This window comes from Paenibacillus sp. 1SOY10 (assembly GCF_056836745.1).
Window position 1 is genome coordinate 1 of the sequence record NZ_JBXENK010000004.1, and the last position, 26,637, is coordinate 26,637.

Below are 26,637 nucleotides of genomic sequence, written 5' to 3' on the forward strand. Positions count from 1 at the left end.
TTAAACTTGCTGACGAGAACTTTCATTCTCTGTATTTCTTACTCACTCGTTGTTCAGTTTTCAAAGATCAACTTATCTTCGTGTCGACCGCCGTGTTTCAGCGGCAACTTCTATATAATATCAACTGCTCAATATAAATGCAAGAGTTTTTTTCAAAAAAGATATATACCAAGCAAACAGGCCTGTTACCAACAATATTCCGGTTGCAGGAATAGGGCTTGGACGGCTATTTCCACTCTCAGGAATAAATGAATACACCGCTGAACTTGTCCCTGATTGACCATGACCTCCTCCCATAATGGTAGATCCGACTACCGAGGCATATAGCTAGGAGAGAACAGACTGATGACTTTCAAAAACGGTTGAGTAAGTGCTTTATTTATTTACTTCATATAAGCAAAGGGTATATATACTGAAAAAACGGATAAGTTATTTAAACAGAGTGACTGTTTTCAATCAGTCCTTTACATTTCAATATAAATTGTATACAATTTAATTGTTAACAATTTATAAGATTTAAAAACCTATTAAAAAGGAGATAACTTATGAAAACATTATATGAAACAACGGTTAATAATACAGGTGGGCGCTCAGGTGTTGTGCAGTCTCCAGACTCTACATTTATGCTTGAGGTAGCCACACCACCAGAGCTTGGTGGTAAACCGACGACAGCCACCAACCCTGAACAGCTATTTGCAGCAGGTTACAGCGCCTGCTTTAATTCAGCACTTGAAGCTCAATTAAAAAGAAATAATGTCAAAATCGAAAAAAGCTCTGTTACTGCCACAGTCATGCTAAAAACGGACCCCGCCGATAATGGAGTTAAGCTTGAAGTTGAACTAGAAGTTAAAATTGATGGTTTAGATGATGAAACAGCAAATAAATATGTTAAGCTTGCCCACGACTATTGCCCATACTCAAAAGCGATTAGCGGTAACGTCAACGTAACCGTTACAGTCGCTTAAATATACCCACAACACAAAAACTCCCCTTTCCAGCAGCAGGTGAACCCGTCTGCGGAGAAAGGGGAGTTACTTGGCGTTAAGGACTTAAGCCAATAAAGTTGCTATAACACTATACAGTATATTAGCCTGCGCTTCCAAGGAACACGTAGCGCAGAATAATCAGAACAAACAGAACCCACATCAACCAGTGAATATCGTATTTCTTCTTGCCGAACAGGTTGGCGACGAACGCCAGAACTACATAGAATACAACCCCGAACGAAATCCCGTTAGCGATGTTGTAAGTGAAAGGCATCATTGTTACGGTCAAGAAGGCAGGAATCGCAACGACCATGTCCTGGAAGTCAATTTCCTTGATGGATTGAACCATCAGCACACCTACGATAATCAAAGCTGCTGCTGTAGCTGAGCCTGGAATCAAAGCAATTACTGGAGCCAGGAACAAGGCAAGCAGGAAGCACACCCCTGTGGTTACTGCGGTCAAACCAGTACGTCCACCTTCGGCAACCCCCGCTGCGCTCTCTACATACGCGGTCGTAGTTGAGGTTCCCAACATAGCGCCGCCCGTTACAGCAACGGCGTCAACCAGCATCGCTTTACCTACGCGTTTCTTGCCCTCTTGTGGGTCCTTCATGATACCCGCGCGAGTAGCTGTACCCACCAAAGTACCGAAAGTATCGAACAATTCAACGAATGTAAACGTAGCGATGGCTGAGATAATCCCGGTATGCAGAATACCTTCCCAGTCAAACTTCATAAAGTTGATTTGAGTGAAATCTGGAATCCATTTGGCTTCGCTAGCCGATACCGAGTTAAAATCAACCGCACCCATCAGGATAGCTGCAATCGTTGTTCCGACAATACCTAGCAAAATTGCACCACGCACGTTCAGAACCATCAGAATGCCGATCAGGAGCAGACCGATCAAGGCAAGCTGTACATCTGTATTATGCAGACTTCCCAGGTGAATCACGGTTTCAAAGGAAAGCACATCTGTGAACGTATGCGCAGGGATGTCGCTGCCCGCTTCTACGCCAACTGTCATGAGGCCACTGTTCTTCAGGCCAATAATCGTAATAAACAAACCGATCCCGACCGTAATCGCATGCTTCAGCGAATCCGGAATGGCATCCAGCAGCATTTGACGAATCTTGGTCACAGTCAAGAGAATGAAGATCAGACCGGAGATAAAGACAGCGGTCAAACCCATCTCCCAAGTAAAAGGATGATCTGTTGATGCTGATGAAAGAACCACGGAGGCAAAATAGGCGTTCAACCCCATGCCTGGTGCGAGCGCTACAGGAAAGTTAATGAACAGCCCCATGGCGATGGTGAAGATCCCGGCGGCAAGAGCCGTTGCCAGAAATACAGAATACCAGCCCATGTCGATTTGACCAAAAGCGGTCAGCGTATTCGGGTTGACTGTCAGGATGTAGGCCATAGCCATAAATGTAGTCAAGCCGGCCATAATCTCCGTACGCACCGTTGTACCATTCTGTTTCAGTTTAAAAAACCGATCCATGATTAAAATACTCCCCCTTATGATGAGTCGGACAACGACAAAAAGCCGAGGTGTTCTCCCCCGGGTTCCGTACATCCAGAAGAATCGCTCCAAAAGCATAAAGCCTTGGTGGAAGTCCAGCACCATCCCGAAAAATTCACGTAACGACACGTCATCGGAGCGGCCAAACCCAGCGGTTCCTCTTTTCGTAGCCAGATCATTTACGGTGACCTCGTAGAGACTTCCGGGCCTATTCCCGGAATTATACGAAAGGATTAAATTTTCTTTGTCGATATCCTCGAAAGCCCTGCAATGAAGGCTTATCACATGATTCATTCTAGGCGGACACGCTGGAGATGTCAACAGAAAAAACGAATATTCAACAAGGTTTTACACTTTAACGTTCGACATCTAGACAAATATGTCATGAATTACTCGTTCTTGAGCAGATGCTGCAAATCGTATCCCGTCGGGTTCTGGAAGATTCTTAGACCAAATTCCGGCGCTACGGCAAAAATATGGTCAAAAATATCCGATTGTACCTCTTCATAAACAGCCCAGTTAATATCGTTGACAAAGGCGTAGATCTCCAGCGGAATTCCGGTTTCCGTCGGCTGCAACTGCCTAACGATACAGGTCATGTTCTGGTGGATGCTTGGGTGATGCTGAAGATAGCGCAGGATATAGGCACGGAAGATGCCAATATTCGTCATAGCCCGGCCATTTACTTTGACTGAACGGTCCATTTGATGCTCCAAATTGTACTGCTCGATATCGGTCTCTTTTTGAGCAATATAATCCCGCAAATAATGAATCTTCTTGAATTTGTCCAGCATCTCCGGTCCTACGAAGACAATACTGCTAGTATCCACGAAGATTGACCGTTTGATTCTCCGTCCGCCAGAGCTTTGCATCCCTCTCCAGTTCTTGAAGGAGTCCGAGATCAGCGCATACGTCGGAATCGTCGTAATGGTCTTATCAAAGTTCTGTACCTTCACCGTGTTCAAGGAAATATCGACGATATCCCCGTCTGCCCCATACTTCGGCATCTCAATCCAGTCGCCCACGCGTACCATGTCGTTGGAGGTGAGCTGGACTCCGGCAACAAGCCCCAGAATGGAGTCCTTGAAGATCAGCATGATGATAGCTGACAAAGCCCCGATGCCGCTAAGCAAGATAACCGGACTTTGTCCAATCATGGTCGAGATCAACAGAATGCCACCAACGATGAACACAAAAATCTTCGCCACTTGAATATAACCGCGAATCGGACGAGCCTTGGCAATTTCATAGGTGGCATAAATATCATGAACGGCGTTCAGGAACGCATTCACGACCATCAACGATATCACGATAATATACAGAACAACGCCCTTCACTATAAGTGGCTGGTAGGCCGGGAACAGAGAAGCCGCATAATAAATAATGATGGCCGGAACCACATGTACCAATTTATGAAACACCTTGCGTTCCAGTATATAGTTATCCCACTTGATGCGGTTGCTGCGAATGGAATAAGTAATCACTTTCAAAATAATACCTTTGGCCACAAAATGCGCAACCATGCTTAAAATGATAATTCCCACGATGCCAATAGCAGTGGCCAAGCCGCCAACTAACTCATCAGCAACTCCCATCTGTGCAAGCCAATTCTGGATGAATTCCATAGTTATCTCCTTTATTTATACTCACGCACAGCGCACGGCGTATAAGTTTCAATAAATGGCTCAATCTCCCCTATATCCTCTGCGAACAAAATCTTCTCGAAGTCTGCATGAGTTAAAAATCCTTCTTGCACCATCTTTGTATACTGCTGCTTTAAATCCTCGTAAAACCCGGTCTGATTCATAAAAATACAGGGATGAGTATGCTGACCGATTCTTCCCCAGGAGATAACTTCCGTGATTTCCTCCAATGTACCGGGGCCCCCCGGAAGCGCAATATATACATCGCCAAATTCAATCATTTTCATTTTCCGTTCGTGCATGGTGTGTACAATCTCAAGACGCGTGAGTCCCGGATGAGCCAATTCTCTCCCTACCAGGAACTCCGGCATCACACCTATGACTTGTCCTCCATGAGCTAAAACGTGATCTGCAAGCATTCCCATCAAGCCAACATTTCCCCCACCGTAAACCAGTACATGTCCTTCTCCTGCAATCCACTCTGCCAATTCCTTGGCTATTCGTTGGTACTTCTCATCATGTCCAAGAGCTGCCCCGCAATAAACTGTAACCTGCATGATCTCAATAACACTCCATTCTGTCTATGCTATCATTATATTATATTAAATATACCGGGGGTTAGAAATGGTGAACATTACTCAATATCAACAATGGGTTAAATTTTAAGAGTATACGTCGATTTTCCAGGTGCGAAAACTGAGTTATTTAAATAGGGGATTGTATTTCATTTTAATGCAACATAAGATGATGGCAGGTACCGGTACACTTCATTGAGAGGAATAGTAACCCTTATGAAAATTGAACAATCCCCTGATATGCAAATGACCTATATGCGAAGAGTAGGGCCATATGGTTCGGAGAATAAAGTATTGATGGATAGATTCAAAACATGGTCAGATACTCATACTCACGGTCTTCTAAATGAAAACACCGTCATTTTAGGCATTGTACAAGATAACCCTTCTTGGGTTAAACCTGAGAAATGCCGTTATGATGTCGGTACTATTGTACCTGTGCCTGACATCCTTAAAGACGATCCTAATATTCTGACAGGAACGGTAGCGGGTGGTAGCTATGCCGTGATCAGGCTTGAGCATACGGCAGAAGCAATACAACATACCTGGCACACTATGTTTGATGCCATATCGCAGTCAGGCCTGACGGTAGATAATAACAGACCTATTTTGGAAAGATATACACCAGAGTTAATTAATCAGCATAAGTGTGAAATCTGCATTCCTATTAAATAATAAAAAGGTCCTCTGCCCACCTCTCAGTGGTTTTGGCAGAGGACCTTATTTTATAGAACTATCTAGTCTATTCCCACTCAATCGTAGCCGGCGGCTTCGATGTGATGTCGTACACCACGCGGTTGACGTTGTCTACTTCGTTGACGATACGTACCGAAATCTTCTCCAGCACGTCCCAAGGGATACGCGCCCAGTCGGCGGTCATGCCGTCGATGGAGGTTACGGCGCGAATGCCTACGGTGTAGGAGTAAGTACGGGCATCGCCCATCACGCCTACGCTGCGCATGTTCGGCAGGGCCGTAAAGTATTGCCAAATTTCACGGTCAAGACCGGCTTTGGCAATCTCATCGCGCAGGATGTAATCCGAATCCCGAACGATCTTGAGCTTGTCCTCGGTGACTTCGCCCAATACGCGAATGGCAAGTCCTGGACCCGGGAAGGGTTGTCTCCAGACGATTTCCTTCGGCAGACCGAGCTCTTCACCAACCTTACGCACTTCGTCCTTGAACAGCGAGCTAAGTGGTTCGATCAGCTTAAACTTCATATCCTCAGGCAAGCCACCCACGTTATGGTGAGACTTAATCGTCTGCGCCGTAGCTGTGCCGCTCTCTACGATATCCGTATACAGCGTGCCTTGGGCCAGGAATTTGAAGTCGTCAAACTTGGCCGACTCCTCATCGAATACATAGATAAATTCGTTGCCGATGATTTTCCGTTTTTTCTCCGGATCATCCACACCTGCCAGCTTCGACAGGAAGCGTTCACGCGCATCAATCTTGATTACTTTCATGTCAAACTTGCCAACGAACGTCTCCATAACGCTCTCCGCTTCACCCTTGCGCAGCAGTCCGTGGTCAATGAACATACAGGTTAATTGATCACCGATCGCCTTGTGAATCAGCATCGCCACGACGGAGGAATCCACGCCGCCACTCAAAGCACAAAGCACGTTGCTATCGCCGACCTGGTTACGAATATCACGCACCGCGTCCTCAATAAATGTCTCCATGCTCCAATTGCCTTCACAGCCACAAATCTCATAAAGGAAATTACGAATCATCTCATTGCCGTGAATGGAATGACGAACCTCCGGGTGAAATTGTACGCCGTACATCTTCCGATCAGGATGGGCAAACCCGGCAATCGGGGCATGCTCGGTTGAAGCATCCACGACAAAGCCTTCTGGCAGCAAGGTCACATGATCTCCGTGACTCATCCAAACGGTCTGTTTGGCTTCAAGTCCGCGTGTCAGGGCAGAACTTTCAGTAAAATCAACGTCCGCTTTACCATATTCCCGCTTCTCGGCACGTTCTACCTTCCCGCCAAGCTGATGCGCCATGAGCTGCATCCCGTAGCAGATGCCAAAGATCGGCACGCCAAGCTCATATACACCGGGATCGATGCGGGGAGCATCCTCTGCATAAACGCTGGAGGGTCCACCCGAGAACACAATTCCTTTTGGCGAAATTTCACGCAAACGCTCCACTGACGTATTGTAAGGCAGCAATTCACTGTACACGCCCAAATCGCGAATTCTTCTTGCTATCAATTGATTGTATTGTCCTCCGAAATCAAGCACTACAATCATTTCATTTGGCTTATTCATACCTGGCCTCCCTAGAATTATGACACCTATTATACGCAAGGTTAAAAGAGGTCGTCAAGGAAGTCCGGCCGCCACCGTACAGCCTTCTATCACGATTTGGAGAGATTTGCTCCACAGCTTGCCACGAAACCACGACACTGCTGCAAAAATTTCACGCTTTCTCTGCGATTCAACTGCTCTCTTCCATAGTAAAGCCGCTCCCAGGCCTGCACAAATCCTTCTGAATCTTCCCATGCACCCGCTTGATTTGAAAACACAAACTCCATATACTCCCTCGCCGTCATCCTGAAGGGCTTCGGCCCATGCGTTCGGGCAAGCTCCGTCCATACCCGGTCCGCTGCCCGCAGCAGCTCCTTGCGACCAGGGAATTGGCGGCTTGCCGGATACAGGTCCAGCCAGGACTGTATACGCCGAACATAATGCGGCACTTCCCGCCATAATAAAAGGACAAACCCCAAACCCAACAACAACGCCGCTGTGACAAATGGAGTTAATCTCCAAGTTCCTACGGTCATTCGCCAATCCGCAACCAGAGCAGCAAGCTTAACCGTAAATAACTTGAGTAACTCTGCTCGAATTTCCCATAGGGCAGTAAGTTGATTAGCGATTCCCTGGAGTTGCCCATCTAATGAAGCCTTAGTATCCATTCCCGTCGTTCCGGTGAAGCCGTCAAAACCGGGAGTCGGATCAAAGGGAACCCAGCCGGAGCTTGGAAAATACACCTCTACCCATGAATGCGCGTCAGCATAGGTGACCGTGTAACGATGCAGGCCTTCACCTGCCGTGGCAAGATCCTTCGTGTCGGTAATTGGCGCTGGTTCTCCTGGTGCAAATCCCTTGACCCAACGAGCCGGAATCCCCCCGCTACGCAGTAAGACAACCATTGACGTAGAGAAGTGATCACAGTAGCCTATCCCACCCTCGAACAAAAAATGGTCAACAAAATCAGCGCCATCTGGCGGAACTGTGGAGTTAAGCTGATATTCGTAATTCTCTTGCAGATGTCTCTGTACAGCCGTAGCAGCCTCATACCGATTGTCCGCCCCGGCCACCAGCCTTCTACCAAGCTCCCTTACCCGTTCGGGCAAGGAATCGGGAAGTTGCAGGAAGCGCTCGCTGATATAGGACGAATCTTGGCCCTGGTCCTCCAGCAGTGGTGCTCTGGAAGATGGGGGTATGTTGGACGTTAGCTCGTAACCATAGATTTGCTCCGACAGAGCCGCATCCTCAATGAACAACGAATCAGACAGGGCATCATAACGGGGCTGAACCTGTATAGGGGCACTTCGATTGCCGGTAATAACCCTTTCCAGCTTGAAGGGAAGCCCCCCGGACAGTAAGGGAACCCTTCCTGATACGGGCTCCTCAAACATGATGGTTTGTTTAATCGTGTCCATATGGGTATCTTGGACTGCCGATTCCAAGGCCTCTCCCGAAATATCTGAGGATTGAACCCAGCCGCGACCGGTATACACACTTTTGCTCTCTCCGCGCCAGTAAGTGCTGTAGGGAGATAAGGCTGTAAAATAAGGATCATGTCGCAATTGCAATGGCGCACCCAACCTGGAATCGTCCAAGCCATAGCCGGACACGCTGAACGCTGCCACGCTTCCTTTCCCCTCACCCCATTCTGCACCGCTCCAGGTGGATACACTTCGGACCATCTGGTCCCAGGATATTGTCCTTATGGGCTGCAAGGGCAGCAGAGAACTGAGCAGAGCGGCGCCAGCAACCCCCACCAGCACAAAGCCTGCGGCGGTCACCGTACCCGTGCCCCTGGAGGCGGCAGATTCACTTCGCTGAAAGGCCATGGCTTGAAGCACCAGTCCCATTGCAGCTACACGAATGACTCCCAGATAAAGTTCCAGGCCAGCTACAGCTTCTAGTGTTAGCAGATACACAAAGGTCGCAGCGAGGAACAACCAAATGCTCTGACGGGCAAGCGCCAGCATCTGTACCGATACCACCAGCAAGGTCCAGCCGATGAGTAATAATAACGCTCGGCTTTCCATACTGACAGAGTAAAGTCTTCCCGAGCTTAAGAACTCGGACAGGTCCGTACGAAATAGATCGGCATAGCTAAAGAACCAACCCAATCCCTCCTCGCTGCCATAAAGATAAAGCATGGAAGCAGCAATCAACAGCGGTGGCCCTGCGACAAATATTCTGGACGGTAAACGAAAACAACCCATAAGCAGCAATAGCCCCGTCAGAACAAAGAATAAAGTAGTTGCCCGGCTGCTGCCTTCTGCAACCAAATGTTGAAGCGGATAAAGCCACTCGCTAAACAAACCAAACAATAACAATGAAATGGCCAGACGCATCCGGGCGGAATGAGAGGCTTGCCCTTCATGAAGAATCCGGGAAGTCTCAGGAGCAACCGTCAACCTTGCGCCCGCTCCCGCCGTGGCCGTCATACGTTCAGGCTCAGGCGCTGACATAGGAAGTTCCCTCCTTCTGGAGCGACAGCTTGAAGAGAGACAAGTCCACAACCCCAACCCCACGTTCCTTAAGCTTCTGTGCCAACAGGGATGAAGGAGCCGATGCGGACAATCCGCAGGCGCACCAAATTTCTGCCGCAATCCCAAGCTCGGTGAGATGGAGCACACCTTCCGCCAGTTCCGAGGTGATACACCCCGTAATGACGGTCAGGCCCATACCTTGAGCTAACAATCCCGGCCACTCTCGCTTAAGCAAATGCTCCGCAGACCCGCCGGTCCCGAGCCGTAATCCGGCTAACGGCTTCAGACGGTCATAGAGCCCGTAGGCCTGAATAGGCAGAGAAGCTCCCGTCCATGAGCCAAGACATAACCGTGCCTTGCGGATATCACCTGCACCCGCCTCCCGGCGAAGCCAAGACGCAGCAGCAGAAACGGCTGTCTCAAAGGACCCCATGCTAGCGGAAGAAGAACTGGTACTATAATCGTCTGTACTTGTGCTTAGCAGTAAATAACTGGCCTCCGCCTCCTGCTCCTCGGAAATGCGGGACAGCAATGTCCCCTTCTTGGCGGAATATTTCCAATGAATGAAGCGGAGTGGATCGCCCGGCATATAAGCTCTCAACCTTCCGGGTGACGAGGAGAATAATGCAGAGTTTGAAGAGAAGGCCCCGCCTTCCTCAAGTCCTCCTTGAGCCGATGCCTCGGGCAGGCCTTCTACCAAGGTAGCCGGATAGACTACCAACGGCGTCTCTGTCCCGATGCTTCGGCTGCGCTTGAACCAACCGAAGGGATCACCCCAGCTAAGCCGTAATATTGTTTCCTTATATATGCCTCGGGGCAAGCCGGGCATTGTATACTCCGCCTGATAGTTCCGGCGGAATCCAGATAGGAAAATTTTCGAACCAGGACCAGCCGTGTTTTCCCCTCCAGTATGAGCAAGCAATTCGTCTTCGACCTGAAGCCAGAGCGGTGGCAGACCACCCTCGCAGCTTATCATTATATTCATTCTGATCTCATCGCCTGCCAGGGGATGCTCGGGAAGCCAGGTTCGCTCCACCTTCAGTCGGCGTGGCCCGAACCAGGCCAGCATCGTCCCCTGTATCATAATGAAGCCAGTTAGCAGCAGCAGAAATAAGGTCGACACTCCGCCTCGCCAGGCATACCAGGCTCCTAGCAAACCTGCGGCCCCAAGAACAATCAGCCAAGCCCCTGCTGTAAATCTCATGATGAAGCCCCTAACCGGGCAAATATAGGCACGTTGACTCGGGCCAGCACATCCGCAAGCGCCTGCTCCCCGCGCAGGTCAGTCAATTTGGCCTCCGTCTTCAATACAAGTCGATGCGGCAATACCGCCCCAGCTACAGCCTGCACATCATCGGGCGTGACGAACATGCGACCTTTATAATAAGCCATCGCCTTGGCAGCGCCCATCCAGGCCAGCGTTCCACGCGGACTGATGCCAAGCGCGATCTGCGGATGGCGCCGTGAGGCGTCCGCTACGCTAACCATATAGCGCTTGATTGCATCATCCACCAATACACTGCGAACCTGTCGCTGCATCGCGATCATTTCTTCCGGGATCAATACTGGCTTCATCTCCGCAGCTTCTGAAGTCCACATATCCATGCGCCCCAACATATCGATTTCCTGCTCGGGCTCGGGATAACCGAGTGCCAGCCGCATGAGGAAACGATCCAACTGTGCCTCCGGCAAGCGGTAGGTCCCTTCATATTCCAGCGGATTCTGCGTGGCCAGCAGCAAGAACGGCTTCGGCAAGGAACGGGTTACCCCATCCACCGTTACCTTGCGTTCTTCCATCGCCTCCAATAGAGCAGACTGCGTCCGCGGAGCCGCCCGGTTAATCTCATCAGCGAGCAGCATATGCGCAAATACAGGACCTGGGCGAAACTCGAATTCTCCATGCTTGGCATGATAGACGTTCACCCCGGTGACATCCGAAGGCAACAAATCAGATGTGAACTGAATACGTCCCAGCGTCCCACCAATACAAGCCGCGAGCGTACGCGCGAGCAAAGTCTTCCCTACTCCGGGCACATCCTCTAGCAAAATATGACCACCCGATAGCATCGCTACTACCGCCAGCTCAATTTCCTTCTTCTTTCCGACAATCACACGATCCACTCGTTCAACCAGCCGCTCTAGCAGATGTTGTGCGTGATCCTGATTCATCGTAAACTCCCTCCATCCCAGTAAGTACCTACCGTACCGGTAATCTATGAATCAGTGTCCCCACAAACTAGGGGAAATAGACATAGAAGATAGAGGATCTCAGGAAATCTACCAACGGGAGGGTGACTGGCTCCCCCAGGCTACTAAAGGGCTTTAACCCAATGTTCGTCTATCGTGGAAGACGCCTGAATGACCGGATGCCCCAGAGCTTGCAGCAAAGGTCGCAAAGGAATCCACAACGTATCATTTTTCCGTTCCACGCCAGCGATTTTCGTCACGAAGGTCACTCCGTCCCGCTCATTTGTCAGCACGCCCTCCTTCACATCCAGCGTAACAGAAGCATCCCCCCATTTAATTACCGCGCTCTGCTCTTTCCCGTTCCAACGAACTTCCGCACCTAGCTGCTCCATGGCGGAGCGTACCGGCACCCAATATTGTTGCTTCACCAATTCGTATTCTCCGGCAGCCAGCTTGGTCTGAACCCCTCCAGCCTCAACCTTAAGCGGTAAGGCCGGACCAAACAAAGCAGAGTTAGGCGATACATTAGCCGCTACCCAGTCCTTGGAGGGCTGGAGTCGCGCCTTGTCCTTCATTGCCGGAGAGACGGCAAAGTGAACAGCGGGTTGTTCAGACGATAACGTACGAAAGACGTAACCTTGTTTCTTATAGAAATGAATAATTTCCGGAAGCGCCTTGACCGATTCGGCGTGCCCCTTCCCATCGTGCAGCAAGACGATCATCTTATTCTGAAGCCTGGACCCCTTAACGTTATTCACGATTTCAGTCGCAGGCACACCCTTGCGCTTGGAATCGCCACTGTCCACGTTCCAATCAAAGACGGTATACCCTCCCTGCTCCAGCAGATCGAAATAGGTCTGATCGAAATGGCCATACGTGCCCCCGGGTGCTCGCACCAGCGAAGTCCGCGTGCCAGTAATTTCTCGCAGCACCTCCTCGGTCGCCTTAATCTGCTTCCAAAAGTGGCCGAAGCTGGCGTATAGCACATCGTATTTATGATCATACGTGTGATTGCCTAGAGCATGTCCCCCATCCACAATACGTGTAATGATTTCCGGGGAACCCTTAGCCTGCTCCCCAAGCACGAAGAAGGTAGCCTTCACCTTTTCCTCTTGCAAAATTTCGAGCACCTGATCCGTGAGCGGACTGGGCCCGTCATCAAAGGTCAAATATACGATTTTATCAGGTTCGGCCTTCCTGGTCTCTTTCACTGCCTTCGGCTTGGCGGCACTCAAGGACACCGGCGCAGGTTTTACTTCCGGGACAGGGACGGAGTCGGCCTCCTCGGTTGCCTGAATCGAATCAGCGTGTACTTCCTTAATTGTTGTATCTATAGATGGCTTAGCGGGTGGGGTATTCTCTGTCTCATGGGCCTTGGCCTCAGGAAGAACCACCTCCCCAAGACTTGGCGGGAACGGCATATGAAGCATAATCATGCTGCCTAACACTATTGCGATCATGCCTGCGAACCATCGTTTGGAAATCCATTTTTGTTTCATTTACCCTCTACCTCCGCCATTCAAGTTAATGGTTATTATATGAATTCAGTTGCGTTCTGGTAGATTGTATGAAGCTAGACAAATAAATAGACTCAAAAAAAAGAGCGATGCCGGATTCCTCCGGACATCGCCCTTTCTTGCCTGTTCTCTATTTTGTCGTCTCCTGAATAGCAGCCAGTACTTCCTCCACATGCCCCTTGACCTTCACTCCACGCCATTCGCGAATGAGCTTGCCCTCCTCATCAATCAGGAAGGTGGAGCGCACGATTCCCTCATATTCGCGTCCATATAGCTTCTTAAGCTGCCAAACCCCAAACATGCGGCTCACCTCATGATCTTCATCCGACAATAACGGAAAGTTAAGCTCCTTTTTCTGAATGAATTTATCATGCGAGGCGACCGTGTCCCCGCTAATGCCCAGGACTGCTGCGCCATGCTCACCAAATACTTGCTGAAGATCGCGGAAATCGCAAGCCTCCTGCGTACATCCTGGTGTCATATCCTTGGGATAGAAATAAATGACCACCTTGCGGCCACGAAATTCAGATAGCGAGACTTCGACTCCTCCGCTGGCGGGAAGACGAAAATCCGGGACCGGCTCGTCCAATCTGGCCAACTCTGCTTGTTCCGACATAATTTATTCCTCCTTCAACGAAATGAAGCTAAAATTGATTGTAGCCCTAAAAGAAATTATAATGTAATGTTGTGTAGTATATCTATATGATAACCGAATTTATCGCCTTCTGCGAAAGGAACGAACCTAATGACGAAACGCACAAAACGAATCATCCTCTGGTCCGTAATCGGAGTCCTGGTTGCCGTGGCCGGCTTTGCTGCTTATTTCTTTACTGCGGTCTATAATCAGGTGGATAATTTTCAAAAAGAAGGGGAGCAATCTCCATTCTATAACGTACCTCCGACGGAAACGAAGGTTCCTGAACCGCCCAAATGGGAAGGCACGGAACGCGTTAATATTTTGCTGATGGGTGTGGATGCCCGTGGGCTCAGAAAAGGGGAGATTCCCCGCTCTGATACAATGCTGGTTGCTTCTCTTGACCCCGTGAGCAAGAAAGCCTATCTGTTCTCCATCCTGCGCGATACGTACACCAAGATACCGGAGTATGGCACGGACCGCATTAATACGGCGATTACGCATGGTCCTAACACCGCGATGAAGGCCGTGTCTGATCTGCTCGGCATTTCCGTCCAATATTACGTATATACCGATTTTCAGGGATTTATCGAGCTGGTGGATGCCGTGGGCGGCGTTGAGTTTTACGTAGAGAAGGATATGCGTTATACCAGTAAGGCGGACAATCACGAATTTGACATTGATCTCAAGAAAGGACAGCAGCATCTGGATGGGGACACCGCCCTGCAATATGTACGGTTTCGCCATGATGCCATGTCTGACTATACGCGAACCGAGCGGCAACGGAATTTCCTGAAGGCGGTGGCAGACAAGATGAAGTCGACCACATCCATCATGAAGCTCCCTTCTATCCTGGAGAAAATTAATCCTTATATCGACACCAATCTATCCATTCAGGATATGTGGAAGCTGGCAACCGTTGGCTACGACAGCCAGATGGTGGCGAGTGAGCAGATTCCTCCGATGGAATTGCTGGAGGAGAAGACCGTAGGCGGCTCGTCCGTGCTTGGCGTACGGAGTGAGGAAGGCTTGAAGCAATACGTACAGGACGTATTTAATAAAATCGAAGAAACCGGGACGGATAGCGAGGGCGCATCTGGCAACGGTACAGATAGCGAGACAAACAGTAGCAATAATGGCGGCTCGGGCAACGGCAGCGTGAGCAGTGAAGGGTCCTCCGGTCCATGACCGGGGGAAGTTTTTTTGCGTTAATACCACTCCGCAAGAACATTTTCTCTTTCAAACTTTATTTTTCTGGAAAGGAAGTCATGAAGCATGAAGCGATTGCAATCAGAACGACTGTATGAAGAAGCACTTCAACATATCGTAGGAGGCGTCAACAGTCCCTCCCGCTCTTTCAAAGCGGTTGGTGGCGGGGCGCCTGTTTTTATGAAGAAAGCCGAAGGAGCCCATTTCTGGGATGTGGACGGCAACCGTTACGTTGACTACTTGGCTGCTTACGGCCCAATCATTACCGGTCATGCCCATCCGCACGTAACCCAGGCCATTCAGGAGGCTGCGGCAAACGGCACCTTGTACGGTACACCTACAGAGTTGGAAATTCGCATGGCGCGTATGTTGAAGGAAGCCATTCCGTCCATGGATAAGGTGCGATTTGTCAATTCTGGCACCGAAGCCGTCATGACAACCATTCGCGTCGCCCGTGCTTATACGAAGCGGAACAAGATCATCAAATTTGCCGGTTGCTACCACGGTCACTCCGATCTGGTGCTGGTGGCGGCAGGCTCTGGCCCATCCACGCTAGGCATTCCCGACAGTGCGGGGATTCCAACCAGTATTGCTCACGAAGTCATTACCGTGCCGTTCAATCAAACGGAAGCCTTGCAGGAGGCACTTGAGAAATGGGGCGACGATGTTGCGGCAGTTATGGTCGAGCCGATCGTTGGCAACTTCGGCATGGTCATGCCTAAGCCGGGATTTCTGGAAGACCTCTGCCGTCTGGCACGGCAGCATGGTGCTCTCGTCATCTATGACGAGGTGATTACCGCCTTCCGCTTCCATTACGGCTCTGCGCAAACCTTTGACGGGCTGCAAAATCATGAAGCCATCCGGCCAGACTTGACCGCGCTTGGCAAGATCATCGGCGGAGGCCTGCCGATTGGTGCCTACGGCGGCAGCAAGGAAGTCATGGAGCAGGTAGCTCCACTCGGTCCAGCCTATCAGGCGGGTACGATGGCAGGTAACCCTGCTTCCATCTCTGCAGGGATTGCCTGCCTGGAGGTTCTCCAAGGCGCTGGCGTTTATGAGGAGATGGACCGACTAACCATCAAGCTGACGGACGGCTTGGCTGAGTCAGCCCGTCGCCACAACGTACCCCTGACAATCAACCGTATTCGTGGCTCGTTCTCCACTCATTTCTGCGATCATCCGGTCACGGACTATGAGGAAGCGCAGGATACTGACGGTGAAGCTTTTGCCGCCTTCTTCCGGGCGATGCTGAATAGGGGCGTGAATCTGGCACCATCCAAATATGAAGCCTGGTTCCTGACCACGGCGCATACGGATACCGATATCGATTTCACCCTGGAAGCAGCCGATGCTGCATTTGAAGAAATTTCGCAATAAATTGGAGAGGAGGCCATACCTGTGCTCATTGAACTCAACCGCAAATTAAACAAGTTAATGCCCTTAATTACACCTACCGGCATTCTCGTGGGCATCCTTTGCGGGAGCAGTCTGGCCTCCTACACTTATCTATCTCCGTGGTTATTTGCCTTTATGACCTTTGCCGGCAGCATTAGCCTGAGCTTCAGGGACTTTCTGAACGTGCTCAAAAAGCCACTCCCCTTGATGCTCTGCCTGTTCATTTTACATCTGGCCATGCCCGTGCTAGCCATGACGGTAAGCCACCTGTTGTTCCCTGGAGACGCTTATATGCTGACCGGATTTGTGCTTGCAGCCGTCATACCTACCGGGATCAGCACTTTTGTCTGGGTGAGTATTTACAAAGGAAACATCGCTTTGACCTTATCAATTATCCTGATTGATACGCTTCTGGCTCCCTTCATCGTGCCCGGGGTACTATCCTTACTGGTCGGTGCCAGCGTTCGCCTGGATGCCTTGTCGATGATCGGCAGCTTGTTCTGGATGATTGTCGCCCCTTCCCTGCTGGGGATGCTGCTCAACGAATGGAGCAAAGGAAAGATCATATTATCCTGGGGACCGTGGCTTAATCCCTTCTCCAAGCTAGGGATGGCCTGCGTAGTGGCCATCAATGGTGCGGTGGTCGCGCCGTATCTGAGCGACTTCAGTCCCAAGCTGCTTGGACTGGCCGCCGTCATCATCGCATTGGCGCTGGTAGGCTATCTACTGGGCTTCGGCTTGTCCCGGCTGACCAGGCTTAACCAGTCGGATAAGGTCGCTCTGGTCTTCAATGGCGGTATGCGCAACATTAGCGCGGGCGCAGTGCTGGCCGTGACCTATTTCCCTGCGCCGGTGGCTGTTCCGGTTGTGCTGGGTATGGTATTCCAGCAGTTGACAGCCTCGCTGATCGGCCTGGTGCTTGGACGTCAAAATCGCGGGCATCATCAGACCGACACGGCTTCTGCTGCGTAAGCCCAAGCTCCGCCAGGCACTATGCTACAACTAACGGGAAATCCTCCATCTAAAAATTCACATTGAGCCGCATTATTAGCTATTAGATGGAATACCTCCATATAATCTCGTCCAAAATGCCAAATATGGATCTACAGTACGGATTTATAGGGAGCTTTTCCAGTTAATTAGCGAAATTCAGCCCATTTACGCATTTTAGCAGGAGGATTTCCCATTGCCGACTACTTCGTGTGTAGCCAGTCAGCCAAGCAGGAAGGAACAATATGTTGCAGCAGACGGATCACCGTACTACGCGGTGATCTAAAGCTCTGCTTAGATAGATCTATGTTCTTTGTCGATAGATTGCGATATCATGAATAGATACGTACAAGATCTGCAGCCATTGGCCCCAGTAGCCAATGGCTGCAAATACACATCAGAAGGATGGGAGTCCCTTGAACCAAGCTGAAGTCAAACTACAACGCAATATCCCTCCCTTCCGAGCCGATCAGGTAGGCAGCCTGCTGCGGACGGAAGCCATTAAGCAAGCCCGTGAAGGACGTGCTGCTGGGCGTATTACAGCCGAGCAACTCCGGGAAGTCGAGAATGAAGAAATTCGCCGCATGGTGGACAAGCAGAAGGAAATCGGCCTCCAGGCAGTGACGGATGGTGAATTCCGCCGGGCATGGTGGCATTTTGATTTTCTCGAAAATCTGGACGGCGTGGAAGGCTACGAAGCAGAAAGTGGCATTCAGTTCCACGGAGTACAATCAAAGGCTCACAGTATCAAGGTTACGGGCAAAATTGATTTCAACAATCACCCGATGCTCGAAGACTATAAATTTCTGCATGGTTTGGCAGGTACGCATACCGCCAAGATGACGATTCCCAGCCCAAATATGCTTTATTATCGCGGTAAAATCGAAACACCCTTGTATGAGGACAAGGAGCAATTCTTCCAGGACCTCACCAAGGCCTATAAGAAAGCGATTCGCGCCTTCTATGACGCTGGCTGTCGGTACCTGCAACTGGACGACACCTCCTGGGCCGCCTTCTTCACTCAGGAATCTCGCGACAAACTGATTGCCCAAGGAAAAGATCCTGAGCAATTACTTGAAATATCGACTCGAATAATCAACGAAGCGATTGCAGATCGTCCGGCAGACATGTATATTACGATGCACATTTGCCGTGGTAACTTCCGTTCCACCTGGACGGGCTCCGGCGGTTATGACGCAGCGGCTGAGGCTATTTTTGCTGGCCTGAACCTGGACGGATTGTTCCTGGAATTCGACGACGAACGCTCTGGCGGCTTTGAGCCACTTCGTTACGTGCATCGCCCTGACCTACAGGTTGTGCTGGGGCTGGTTACCTCCAAATTCGGTGAGCTTGAGGATCAGGAAGCCATCAAACGCCGGATTGAAGAAGCCTCCCGTTATGTAGGTCTTCATCAGCTTTGCCTGAGTCCGCAATGTGGGTTCGCCTCGACCGAGGAAGGCAATTTGCTGGCCGAGGAACAACAATGGGCCAAGCTACTCAGCGTAGTCGATATCGCCAACGACGTGTGGAAATAGGCATCTAGAAAGACAGCAACCCCCGTCAATCTTTGAATTGACGGGGATTGCTGTTTTATAAGAATTCAACTTGATTTATTACTGTTGTGGTGCCTTATCGAAGAAATTCTCTTGTACATATTGCGCCGCTACATCCAATTGTTGCTTGGAATCGGTATCCTTCTTGGAGAACGACTCCTGCACCACGTTGGACATAGTAGCATAGTAGTCCTGCGTTCCGAATTGCGCCTCCGGCTTGCCTTCCAGCAAGCTGAACAGTTGTGGATCATATTTATACACATTGTCGTATTGGTCGTAAATAGCCTTCACTTTCGCAGCATATTCCGAATCCTCGCTGAAGTATTCAAGCGGAGTTGGAATGAAGTATTTCCCTTCTTCCTTACGCGCCTTGATGGTGTCTTCCACCGATTTCAACGCATCATCTGTAAAGTAATCAAAGGTAATGTAACGGAAGGCCATCTCCTGCTCATCCTTGGTTGCATTCGGGTTGATAACCAGATAGTTACCGCCCAGAATACCATAGTGCTTGCCGCCCTTCTCGGCTGCCGGCATTGGATAGGCAATCACATCCTCCGGCTTCATGCCGCCTTCATTCAGTGCAGCCTGAATGACGTCAAATGCTCCGGCAATGACCATAGCCGTACGGCCTTGCTTGAAGGAACTTACTGCATCCCCCCAGCCGAGCGCCCAATCCTGCGGAATGGCGTTGGCTTCCCATCTCAGCTTCTTGTAGAAGTCCAGTGCCTTAACACCTGCTTCCGAGTTAAATACCGCGGTCAGCTTGCCGTTATCGTTCTGCTGAATATCTCCTCCCGCTTCAAACAGGAAGTTGGTCCAGTTCCATCCGGCTTCGTTACCTTTACCCATCGGTGCAATCCCGGAGATCCCCTTCTTGGGATCGGCTACGCCCTTGGCTGTGTTATACATATCATCCCACGTCCAGTCGAACGCCGGTACCGCTACGCCCTTATCGTCGAGCAGCTTCTTGTTCACTACCGTCGAGGTGACATAACCGTTTTGCGTCACGCCGTACACCTTGCCATCGACGACAAACTGATTTTGCAATACAGGATTTATCTCATCCTTGTACTCCCAGCCATTCCACAGCTCCGTAATATCAGCAACCCAGCCACGCTCTACAAGCAATTGGGCTTCCGTTGCCCATGTATTATAGAAGGTTGGAGCTTCATTGGACGCCATTTTTGCTCCGATTTCATTCACGTTGTAAGCCCAATCGTCCTTGACGATCGTAACGTTCGGATACTTCTCCTGGAAGCGGGCAATTTTGTCATCCTCCTGCTTGCGCAGTGTCGTTTCATCCGGCAACGGATAATGGATCTTCAACGTTACCTTACGGTCTGCGATATCCCCAGGCTCCTCTGCTGCTCCAGCTTCATTACCGCTATTGCCGCCCGTACCGGCATTCCCCGTGTTGCTTCCTTGTGTCTGATTCCCAGTTCCGCCGCAAGCTGCCAGCAAAGAGCCGAACAGCACGAGGCACATCAGAAGTACAGTAAACTTGCGCATTGAAACTCCCCTTTTCGTAAATTGTTTGTTGTTACCTTCTCATCATAGAAGAGAACATTCCGGCAATCGATGTGCAATCATATTCCTTTCGTGTGCAGCCCTACGATATTGTAAGCGTTATCCCTTCACTGCCGACAGGTTGACGCTGCGCATAATAAACTTCTGGAACACCAGGAATACGAAGATTGGTGGAATCATGGCCATGAACAAAATGGTGAACTTCACGTTTGTATCCAGACTTCGGGCATTCACCACATATTTATAAATGGCGGTCGCCAAAGTGTATTTATCCTCGGTCTGCATGACAAGTGATGGCCAGAACCAATCATTCCAAGCCGTTGAGAAAATAAAGATCGACAGCGTAGCAAAAATCGGTACGGACAACGGAATAGCTATCCGGATAAAGTTGGTCCAATCCGAGGCCCCATCGATGCGAGCCGCTTCAAATATTTCCGGGTGTATCCCGTCGAAGAAGTTCTTGATCAGCAAGAAATAATAGGCGCTGGCTCCCGCTGGCAGCCAGAAGGCCCAAAATGTATTCAGCAGGCCTAATTCCTTCAGGTTAACAAAGTTAGGAATCATATAGCTGGAGGCCGGGATGAACAAGGTCATCAGGATGAAGAAATAAACGGCCCGCCCAAAGGGAACCCGGATGCGGGAGATGCTGAATGCAGCTAGCCCCAGCACCAGCACGGTGACAACCAGACTTCCGAGGAACACGAACATCGTATTTTTCAAATAACCCGGCAAATTTATAAACTGCCAACCTCTGATAAAGTTCTCCCAGTGCCACTCCTGCGGGAAGAAGTGCGGTGGGAAGGAGTTCACCTCCGGGTTGCTCTTGAGTCCGTTGAACATCGTCATCGCGATCGGATATAACATAGTCACGATCATGATGGCAAGACATAACAACATGAATCCGTACACGACTTTATTTAAAGGCTTGCGCAGATCAGCGGGCGATAAGATGCCTCTTTCCTTCATGCTAGTACTCCTCCCTGTTCAGCTTGAATTGAATGACACCCAAAATAGCCAGCACGAGGAACATCAACACACCCAGCGCCGTTCCTGAACCGTAATCCAATTGAGTAAAGGCGTATTTCACCGTCAACAGAGCATAGGTGAGCGTAGCCTTATTCGGACCACCATCCAGCATCGCCAGTTGCGATTGATAAGCCTGGGAGGTTCCGATTAACTGGAGAATCAGCATCAGCACAATCAAATTGCGCATGGATGGCAAAGTAATATACTTAATCCGGCTCCATACCCCGGCACCGTCGATTTCTGCTGCTTCATACCAATCCCGAGGAATACTGAGTACGCCAGCCAAATAAATGAGCATCGCCGAGCCGAACTGTTGCCATGTCTCCATGAAGACCAGGGAGACCATCGACCATCTTGGATCGGAAATGAACGCAATCGGATCAACGCCAAACGAGCTCAGCAACGCATTGATAGGTCCCACCGGATCATACATCCATCTCCACAGCCCGTAGAGGACAACCCCTGGCACCACATAGGGCAGGTAGGCGGCAATCCGCGCAAAACCCTGGAAGAATTTCAGCTCTGAAATAGCAATGGAAGCCGCAATAGGCACCCAAAACCCGATAACCAGGCATAAGAGCATGTAATACAAGGTGTTCCGAATCGAAATAAGCACATCCGGATTGTTCAGCACCTTGATATAGTTGTCCAGCCCGACAAACGTGTTCCCATTAACAAAGTCGATATGATAGAAGCTGTACACCATTCCCTTGATGATAGGAACCCATAAAAAGACGATAAATATAGCAATCGCCGGAACGAGGAACAAATACCCCATCATATATTTTTTAAATTGCATCCCTCTTCGCGGTTTGTTTCTAAGCGGCTTCTCTGCAGGCTCATGCTGCGTATGCTGCGGCGTAAAGGTCGTCTCCCCCATCTTCTCCCTCTTTTCTTCGTAGTATCTTTTGTATCTATCCCTAATTGTAGAAAAGAGGCGGAGGCGCGAACATGTCTAAAACTATGTAGAGTATGCTTGATCTTACTTCTTCAATTCACTGGGGCTGATTCCGAAATATTTTTTGAAAATCTTGCTGAAATGCTCGGGAGATTCATAGCCCACACGCTCGGCAATTTCATAACGACGAAGGTCCGTGTTCAGAATAAGCGCTTTGCTCTCCTCCATCCGCAGCTTGATCACATACTCCCACAGATTGTAACCCGTGTTCTTCTTGAACAGGTAACTGAGATAGTTGGGACTGACATGATTCTCCTTCGCCACCTCATGAATGGTTAAGCCCTTGCGGTTATAGTTCTGCTCGATATAATCCTTGGCGTTGTCCACGATCCGGTTCGTCTGCGTATGCAATTCCTCTTGGGAGGGGTCCTTGGCATAGCTATGCCAGTTGTAGTCTCCATAGTAGAAAATATGGTATTCACCGTGCTCACCGCTCCATTCAATCGCCTTGTCCGCTTGAAGATTCAGTTCACCCAGGAAGCGAATTCCCTTGAGGATTTGGCTAATTCCTACGGTGCATACAATGCCAAGATATTTATGTACATGGTGATGCAAGCTTCTGCCAATCATCTCAAGCTGATTGATCTTATTAACGCTGGATTCGGCGTATTCCCCTTCACCCCATTGCATAATAATGGAAATTTCCATATCGCGGGTGTAGAAGGACAACGCATTCCACTCTTCATGTAGCAATTCCTTGATAATATTCAGCGCAGCGTATTGGAATAACTGAACGTCCCGCTCGTTGTACCCTACTGTCTCTTTGCCTGGAGGGAGCGCCAGCTTCATTTTGATCACAGAAAAATAAGGGCCTAATCCCCGCAGCCACTGTGCCTCCTCCCGTTGCCACATGTCCTCTGTCAGTTCTGCGGATGCATCCAGCAGACGCCGCAGCCACTCCACACGCTCCGGTCGCGCTTCCTCCATACGGAAGTTCTCCCGGCTATCCGATAGCCATTCATCAACTTTCAGGACGGGCTTATCCATCTTAAGTAGCGTATTGCGTACGGAATCGAGAAATTGATCGCTGTTCAGCGGCTTGATCAGGTAATCCCTCGCGCCCAGGCGTATAGCCATTTGCGCATATTGGAAAGTCTCATGGGCTGAAATGATAATGGTCTGTACCCATGGCTTCAAAATTTTCGCTTGATACATGAGCTCAATCCCGCTCATCTCGCCCATCTGGATATCCGTTACAATCAGATCAATGTCCTCCATCCGAACATAATCCAGTGCCTCGTGAGCATTATGAGCGGTGATGATCTGTCCGATCTCCAGTCCCGAGGCCGATAATAGCCCGGTCAAGCCTTTGCAAATTAGCGGTTCGTCATCAACGACCAGGATGTTGTACATAGTTGGCTTCCCCTCTTTCGTTAGTCCTCCGATAGTTCCTTTCTGGGCAGCGTGACGGTCACAGCCGTGCCTCCCCCGACTCTCACGTCATAGTCAAGTCCATATTCCGGCCCAAAGTGTAGCTGAATCCGCTGGTGAATATTACGGATGCCATAGCCAACCGAGGGGCTTGGACTTTCATGATTCAGCAGTTTGTGGATTGCGGCAAAATCCACCGGCTTATAGCCGTTATCTTCAATAACGATTTCGATTCGATCCTCCTGTAAAACAGCACGAATCGAGATTTCACCGTCTTCGCCCATCTGCTTCACGCCATGAATAATCGCATTCTCGATCAACGGCTGGAGCGTAATCTTGGGTATGGCATACCCATGCAGTTCAGCAGGCACGTCCCAGGTTACCCGGAAGCCGTATTCGTATCGGTGCTCCTGCAACTTGATATAGGCTTCCGCATGTTCAAGTTCCTCACCTAACCGGATTAGCTCCCGTCCCCGACTTAAGCTAATTTTCATCAATTTAGATAACTGCTTAATCATTTCCGCGGAATCCGAGTTCCCCTCCATCTTGCTCTTCCAATAAATACTTTCAAGCGTGTTGTACAGCAAATGCGGATTAATCTGTTGGTACAAAATCTGCAATTGGGCTTCCTTCTGCTTAATGTCCATATGGTACTTGTAGTGGACCAGGCTATTCAGCCTGCGCGCCATCTCGTAAATCGTGGAGATCAGAACGCTGACTTCATCATTCCTGCGCCATTTTGGAGTTTCCGGTACGACCTTCCCAGGCTCATATCTTCTCACAAAATAAACCAGACGCTGCAGCGGAGTCATCAAGGCCCGCCAGAAATACAAAATCATGATCAGCCCGACCACGAAATACGCTACCGAAATCAATAAAATAATTCGCTTGATTTCATTTTGCTGTTGGAGCAGTGCCTTCAGTGGCACTTTATAAATCAATTTCTGCTGTAGCACCTCATTATAATTAACAACGTAAATGAAATCACTCGTAATGATATCCTTGGCGCCAATTCCCGAGCTGAGCACCTCTCCATCCTGCGGCAATTCCAATATCTCGCCTACCCCTGAGGCCGAAGAGGTTAATACCCGATTGCCCCAATTCGTAAAGTAAAGCTCGCCATCGGGAATAGAAACCGTTTGCAGGGATTCACCGATGCGTGCATCTACGTTAGATACGACCAGAACGCCAATTGTGCCGCCTCGATCAATGTTATTAATCGCTCGGATATAGGCCAGTGTGTGCTGATTCTTCTGCCCTTGGGCGGGAGGAGACAAATGCTCGATTAACCGCAAGTAGCCGTTCCCCTTCTTGGCGACCGCTTCGTCGAACCATTCCGGCTTCTCTTCCTCCAGAAAAAAATAAACCCCGGCCTTCATGGATTCCGGATAATAAGGGGCAAAAGAATACGAGTTGGAAGGATCGTACACGAACAGTGAATAAAATAGCGGCGCCTGCTGGTCCGCTTCCTGGGAATAGCTGTTTAGCAAACCTTCCAAACGTTCGTAATTTTTGACACGCTCCAGCATACTGTTATCCACGTCAGGATTTAATTGCTGCACCGTCGGGTGCTGAAATACGGTGGATGTCACCTTGTTAATCGATTCGATATCCCGACTAATCAGCTTGAAATTTTGTTTATTCAATTCAATGTAGGCATTGGACACATTACGCTTCAAAATTTGGTCCGTTCGATAGTTCCCATACCAATTCAATATGAACAGAGGGATGACCAGCACCAGAAATACCAAGACAATCTGCTGCTTCAAGTTGATCTGCTTCAATGGATTCTTAAAACCTGCCTTCATCCGCCTGCCACCTCCGGCCCTTTAACTATATCAAGTTTGAAAACGCGCCAGGTATGCGCGTTTCTACGGAAATTGTGGTGTTTCCTCCGATAGCTCCCCCGGAAGAAAGTCCTCCATCCTCCTAGTTTAGAGTTTTTTTTCGTTCTTGCCAGTCCTAATTTTAACTATATTGGATCAGGCATGATTTTCTGATGGGCCACTCATTCATTATGGATAGCGCATTAAAAAGTTAAGATATGCACGATTGTGCAAACCATCAAGAAAGGCCCTCACCAGACTGGTGAAGGCCCTTCTAATTATCTTCGGTTATTGTTATTGCATGCCCCTAGCTGGAAGCCTTGGTATTGGATTGGCTTGTGAGCTCATCCAGGCCACCTACAACGAGTTCGGCTGCCCCCAGGATGGCGGGACTGCCGATGCCAACGACGCGACAGCCAGCCGCTTGCCCGGCCTGTACGCCCGCCTCGGCATCCTCAAATACGATGCACTCGGAGGGGGCAAGCCCCAAGGCTGCGCTGGCTGCGAGGAATACCTCGGGGTCCGGCTTCGCCTTGGATACCTTCGTGCCATCAATCACCGCGTCGAACAGATCGCTGATTCCTAGCCGCGACAGAATGAAGCCCGCATTCTTGCTGGCCGAACCCAGCGCAATCTTCACGCCCCTCTCCCGCAGTTCCAGCAAATATTCCTTCGCTCCCGGCAATATCTCTGAGGGCTCCAGCCTGGAGATGTAATCAACATATTCATCATTCTTCGTCACAGCCATGCTCTCGCGTTCCTCTTCCTTAGCTGTTACGCCTCCTACTTCCAGCAAAATGCGCAGGGATTCCATTCGGCTGACTCCCTTAAGGCGCTCGTTATGAGCCTCCGTGAACTCGAAGCCAAGCCGCCGAGCCAGCGAACGCCAAGCGAGGTAATGGTATTTGGCCGTATCCACAATCACACCGTCGAGATCGAAGATGGCTCCCTTCATCGTTTGCAGCATGTTATTCT

21 protein-coding genes and 1 riboswitch are annotated in these 26,637 nt (G+C 49.8%); of the genes, 6 read left to right on the forward strand and 15 right to left on the reverse strand.

All coding sequences use genetic code 11. The features are described from left to right. The first annotated feature begins 545 nt into the window (after positions 1-545). Positions 546-965, forward strand: a complete 420-nt coding sequence (locus AC1VOR_RS12680) for an organic hydroperoxide resistance protein (RefSeq protein ID WP_482618331.1) — start codon at positions 546-548, stop codon at positions 963-965. A 121-nt stretch (positions 966-1,086) separates the two neighbouring features. On the opposite strand, the gene AC1VOR_RS12685 is transcribed toward AC1VOR_RS12680, so the two are convergent. The 3 genes from AC1VOR_RS12685 to AC1VOR_RS12695 form a co-directional block, all read right to left on the reverse strand. Then, entirely contained in the window at positions 1,087-2,487 is a 1,401-nt protein-coding gene (locus AC1VOR_RS12685) for an NCS2 family permease (protein ID WP_482618332.1), read from the reverse strand. Positions 2,488-2,655: 168 nt separating this feature from the next. Beyond that, a riboswitch (purine riboswitch) is annotated at positions 2,656-2,756 on the reverse strand. Between the two features lie 141 nt (positions 2,757-2,897). After that, positions 2,898-4,133 carry a mechanosensitive ion channel family protein gene (locus AC1VOR_RS12690; protein WP_482618333.1) on the reverse strand — a complete coding sequence of 412 codons (1,236 nt, stop codon included), beginning with the start codon at positions 4,131-4,133 and terminating at the stop codon, positions 2,898-2,900. A gap of 11 nt (positions 4,134-4,144) precedes the next feature. Then, positions 4,145-4,708: an LOG family protein gene (locus AC1VOR_RS12695; protein WP_482618334.1), complete on the reverse strand. Its 564-nt coding sequence runs from the start codon at positions 4,706-4,708 to the stop codon at positions 4,145-4,147. 234 nt (positions 4,709-4,942) lie between these two features. Between AC1VOR_RS12695 and AC1VOR_RS12700 the strand changes: the two genes are divergently transcribed. After that, entirely contained in the window at positions 4,943-5,401 is a 459-nt protein-coding gene (locus tag AC1VOR_RS12700) for an AraC family transcriptional regulator (RefSeq protein ID WP_482618335.1), read from the forward strand. 67 nt (positions 5,402-5,468) lie between these two features. Here the strand turns inward: AC1VOR_RS12700 and guaA are convergent, their stop codons facing one another. From guaA to bcp, 6 genes are all read right to left on the reverse strand, one after another. After that, positions 5,469-7,007: a glutamine-hydrolyzing GMP synthase gene (gene guaA, locus AC1VOR_RS12705; RefSeq protein WP_482618336.1), complete on the reverse strand. Its 1,539-nt coding sequence runs from the start codon at positions 7,005-7,007 to the stop codon at positions 5,469-5,471. Between the two features lie 89 nt (positions 7,008-7,096). Beyond that, a complete protein-coding gene (locus tag AC1VOR_RS12710; RefSeq protein WP_482618337.1) occupies positions 7,097-9,448 on the reverse strand; it encodes a transglutaminase-like domain-containing protein in 2,352 nt (783 codons plus the stop codon). Beyond that, positions 9,435-10,673 (reverse strand): DUF58 domain-containing protein, encoded by a 1,239-nt coding sequence (locus tag AC1VOR_RS12715; protein WP_482618338.1) that lies wholly within the window; start codon positions 10,671-10,673, stop codon positions 9,435-9,437. The genes AC1VOR_RS12710 and AC1VOR_RS12715 overlap by 14 nt, the downstream gene beginning before the upstream one ends. Next, entirely contained in the window at positions 10,670-11,638 is a 969-nt protein-coding gene (locus AC1VOR_RS12720; RefSeq protein ID WP_482618339.1) for an AAA family ATPase, read from the reverse strand. Before AC1VOR_RS12720 ends, AC1VOR_RS12715 begins: the two co-directional genes overlap by 4 nt. Before the next feature lie 143 nt (positions 11,639-11,781). After that, a complete protein-coding gene (locus AC1VOR_RS12725; RefSeq protein WP_482618340.1) occupies positions 11,782-13,155 on the reverse strand; it encodes a polysaccharide deacetylase family protein in 1,374 nt (457 codons plus the stop codon). Between the two features lie 148 nt (positions 13,156-13,303). Continuing rightward, positions 13,304-13,789: a thioredoxin-dependent thiol peroxidase gene (bcp, locus tag AC1VOR_RS12730; RefSeq protein ID WP_482618341.1), complete on the reverse strand. Its 486-nt coding sequence runs from the start codon at positions 13,787-13,789 to the stop codon at positions 13,304-13,306. Between the two features lie 129 nt (positions 13,790-13,918). Here bcp and AC1VOR_RS12735 point away from each other — a divergent pair, with 129 nt between their 5' ends. The 4 genes from AC1VOR_RS12735 (at position 13,919) to AC1VOR_RS12750 (ending at position 18,936) form a co-directional block, all read left to right on the forward strand. Then, the gene (locus tag AC1VOR_RS12735; protein WP_482618342.1) at positions 13,919-14,995 is read left to right on the forward strand and encodes an LCP family protein; all 1,077 of its coding nucleotides are present in this window, start codon (positions 13,919-13,921) and stop codon (positions 14,993-14,995) included. Between the two features lie 87 nt (positions 14,996-15,082). Continuing rightward, positions 15,083-16,393: a glutamate-1-semialdehyde 2,1-aminomutase gene (locus AC1VOR_RS12740; RefSeq protein ID WP_482618343.1), complete on the forward strand. Its 1,311-nt coding sequence runs from the start codon at positions 15,083-15,085 to the stop codon at positions 16,391-16,393. Positions 16,394-16,414: 21 nt separating this feature from the next. Continuing rightward, positions 16,415-17,383, forward strand: coding sequence for a bile acid:sodium symporter family protein (locus AC1VOR_RS12745; RefSeq protein WP_482618344.1), 969 nt, complete (start codon positions 16,415-16,417; stop codon positions 17,381-17,383). Between the two features lie 434 nt (positions 17,384-17,817). After that, positions 17,818-18,936 carry a 5-methyltetrahydropteroyltriglutamate--homocysteine S-methyltransferase gene (locus tag AC1VOR_RS12750; RefSeq protein ID WP_482618345.1) on the forward strand — a complete coding sequence of 373 codons (1,119 nt, stop codon included), beginning with the start codon at positions 17,818-17,820 and terminating at the stop codon, positions 18,934-18,936. Positions 18,937-19,014: 78 nt separating this feature from the next. Here AC1VOR_RS12750 and AC1VOR_RS12755 read toward each other — a convergent pair whose 3' ends face one another. From AC1VOR_RS12755 to pgmB, 6 genes are all read right to left on the reverse strand, one after another. Next, the gene (locus AC1VOR_RS12755; protein ID WP_482618346.1) at positions 19,015-20,463 is read right to left on the reverse strand and encodes an ABC transporter substrate-binding protein; all 1,449 of its coding nucleotides are present in this window, start codon (positions 20,461-20,463) and stop codon (positions 19,015-19,017) included. Between the two features lie 117 nt (positions 20,464-20,580). Beyond that, complete coding sequence (locus AC1VOR_RS12760; RefSeq protein ID WP_482618347.1) at positions 20,581-21,447, reverse strand: carbohydrate ABC transporter permease; 867 nt, start codon at positions 21,445-21,447, stop codon at positions 20,581-20,583. 1 nt (position 21,448) lies between these two features. After that, positions 21,449-22,306, reverse strand: coding sequence for a carbohydrate ABC transporter permease (locus AC1VOR_RS12765; protein WP_392396857.1), 858 nt, complete (start codon positions 22,304-22,306; stop codon positions 21,449-21,451). A gap of 183 nt (positions 22,307-22,489) precedes the next feature. After that, positions 22,490-23,818, reverse strand: a complete 1,329-nt coding sequence (locus tag AC1VOR_RS12770; RefSeq protein WP_482618348.1) for a response regulator transcription factor — start codon at positions 23,816-23,818, stop codon at positions 22,490-22,492. A 20-nt stretch (positions 23,819-23,838) separates the two neighbouring features. After that, the gene (locus tag AC1VOR_RS12775; protein WP_482618349.1) at positions 23,839-25,644 is read right to left on the reverse strand and encodes a sensor histidine kinase; all 1,806 of its coding nucleotides are present in this window, start codon (positions 25,642-25,644) and stop codon (positions 23,839-23,841) included. A 325-nt stretch (positions 25,645-25,969) separates the two neighbouring features. After that, positions 25,970-26,629 (reverse strand): beta-phosphoglucomutase, encoded by a 660-nt coding sequence (pgmB, locus tag AC1VOR_RS12780; RefSeq protein ID WP_482618350.1) that lies wholly within the window; start codon positions 26,627-26,629, stop codon positions 25,970-25,972. Between the last annotated feature and the right edge of the window lie 8 nt (positions 26,630-26,637).

Bases quoted from the DNA above. Each gene is read 5' to 3' on its own strand.
- AC1VOR_RS12690 (WP_482618333.1), bottom strand. From the start codon at position 4,133: ATGGAATTCATCCAGAATTGGCTTGCACAGATGGGAGTTGCTGATGAG.
- AC1VOR_RS12765 (WP_392396857.1), bottom strand. From the start codon at position 22,306: ATGCAATTTAAAAAATATATGATGGGGTATTTGTTCCTCGTTCCGGCG.
- AC1VOR_RS12760 (WP_482618347.1), bottom strand. From the start codon at position 21,447: ATGAAGGAAAGAGGCATCTTATCGCCCGCTGATCTGCGCAAGCCTTTA.
- AC1VOR_RS12725 (WP_482618340.1), bottom strand. From the start codon at position 13,155: ATGAAACAAAAATGGATTTCCAAACGATGGTTCGCAGGCATGATCGCA.
- AC1VOR_RS12700 (WP_482618335.1), top strand. From the start codon at position 4,943: ATGAAAATTGAACAATCCCCTGATATGCAAATGACCTATATGCGAAGA.
- AC1VOR_RS12740 (WP_482618343.1), top strand. From the start codon at position 15,083: ATGAAGCGATTGCAATCAGAACGACTGTATGAAGAAGCACTTCAACAT.
- AC1VOR_RS12695 (WP_482618334.1), bottom strand. From the start codon at position 4,708: ATGCAGGTTACAGTTTATTGCGGGGCAGCTCTTGGACATGATGAGAAG.
- guaA (WP_482618336.1), bottom strand. From the start codon at position 7,007: ATGAATAAGCCAAATGAAATGATTGTAGTGCTTGATTTCGGAGGACAA.
- bcp (WP_482618341.1), bottom strand. From the start codon at position 13,789: ATGTCGGAACAAGCAGAGTTGGCCAGATTGGACGAGCCGGTCCCGGAT.
- AC1VOR_RS12715 (WP_482618338.1), bottom strand. From the start codon at position 10,673: ATGAGATTTACAGCAGGGGCTTGGCTGATTGTTCTTGGGGCCGCAGGT.
- AC1VOR_RS12720 (WP_482618339.1), bottom strand. From the start codon at position 11,638: ATGAATCAGGATCACGCACAACATCTGCTAGAGCGGCTGGTTGAACGA.
- AC1VOR_RS12770 (WP_482618348.1), bottom strand. From the start codon at position 23,818: ATGTACAACATCCTGGTCGTTGATGACGAACCGCTAATTTGCAAAGGC.
- AC1VOR_RS12710 (WP_482618337.1), bottom strand. From the start codon at position 9,448: ATGTCAGCGCCTGAGCCTGAACGTATGACGGCCACGGCGGGAGCGGGC.
- AC1VOR_RS12775 (WP_482618349.1), bottom strand. From the start codon at position 25,644: ATGAAGGCAGGTTTTAAGAATCCATTGAAGCAGATCAACTTGAAGCAG.
- AC1VOR_RS12735 (WP_482618342.1), top strand. From the start codon at position 13,919: ATGACGAAACGCACAAAACGAATCATCCTCTGGTCCGTAATCGGAGTC.
- pgmB (WP_482618350.1), bottom strand. From the start codon at position 26,629: ATGCTGCAAACGATGAAGGGAGCCATCTTCGATCTCGACGGTGTGATT.
- AC1VOR_RS12685 (WP_482618332.1), bottom strand. From the start codon at position 2,487: ATGGATCGGTTTTTTAAACTGAAACAGAATGGTACAACGGTGCGTACG.
- AC1VOR_RS12680 (WP_482618331.1), top strand. From the start codon at position 546: ATGAAAACATTATATGAAACAACGGTTAATAATACAGGTGGGCGCTCA.
- AC1VOR_RS12755 (WP_482618346.1), bottom strand. From the start codon at position 20,463: ATGCGCAAGTTTACTGTACTTCTGATGTGCCTCGTGCTGTTCGGCTCT.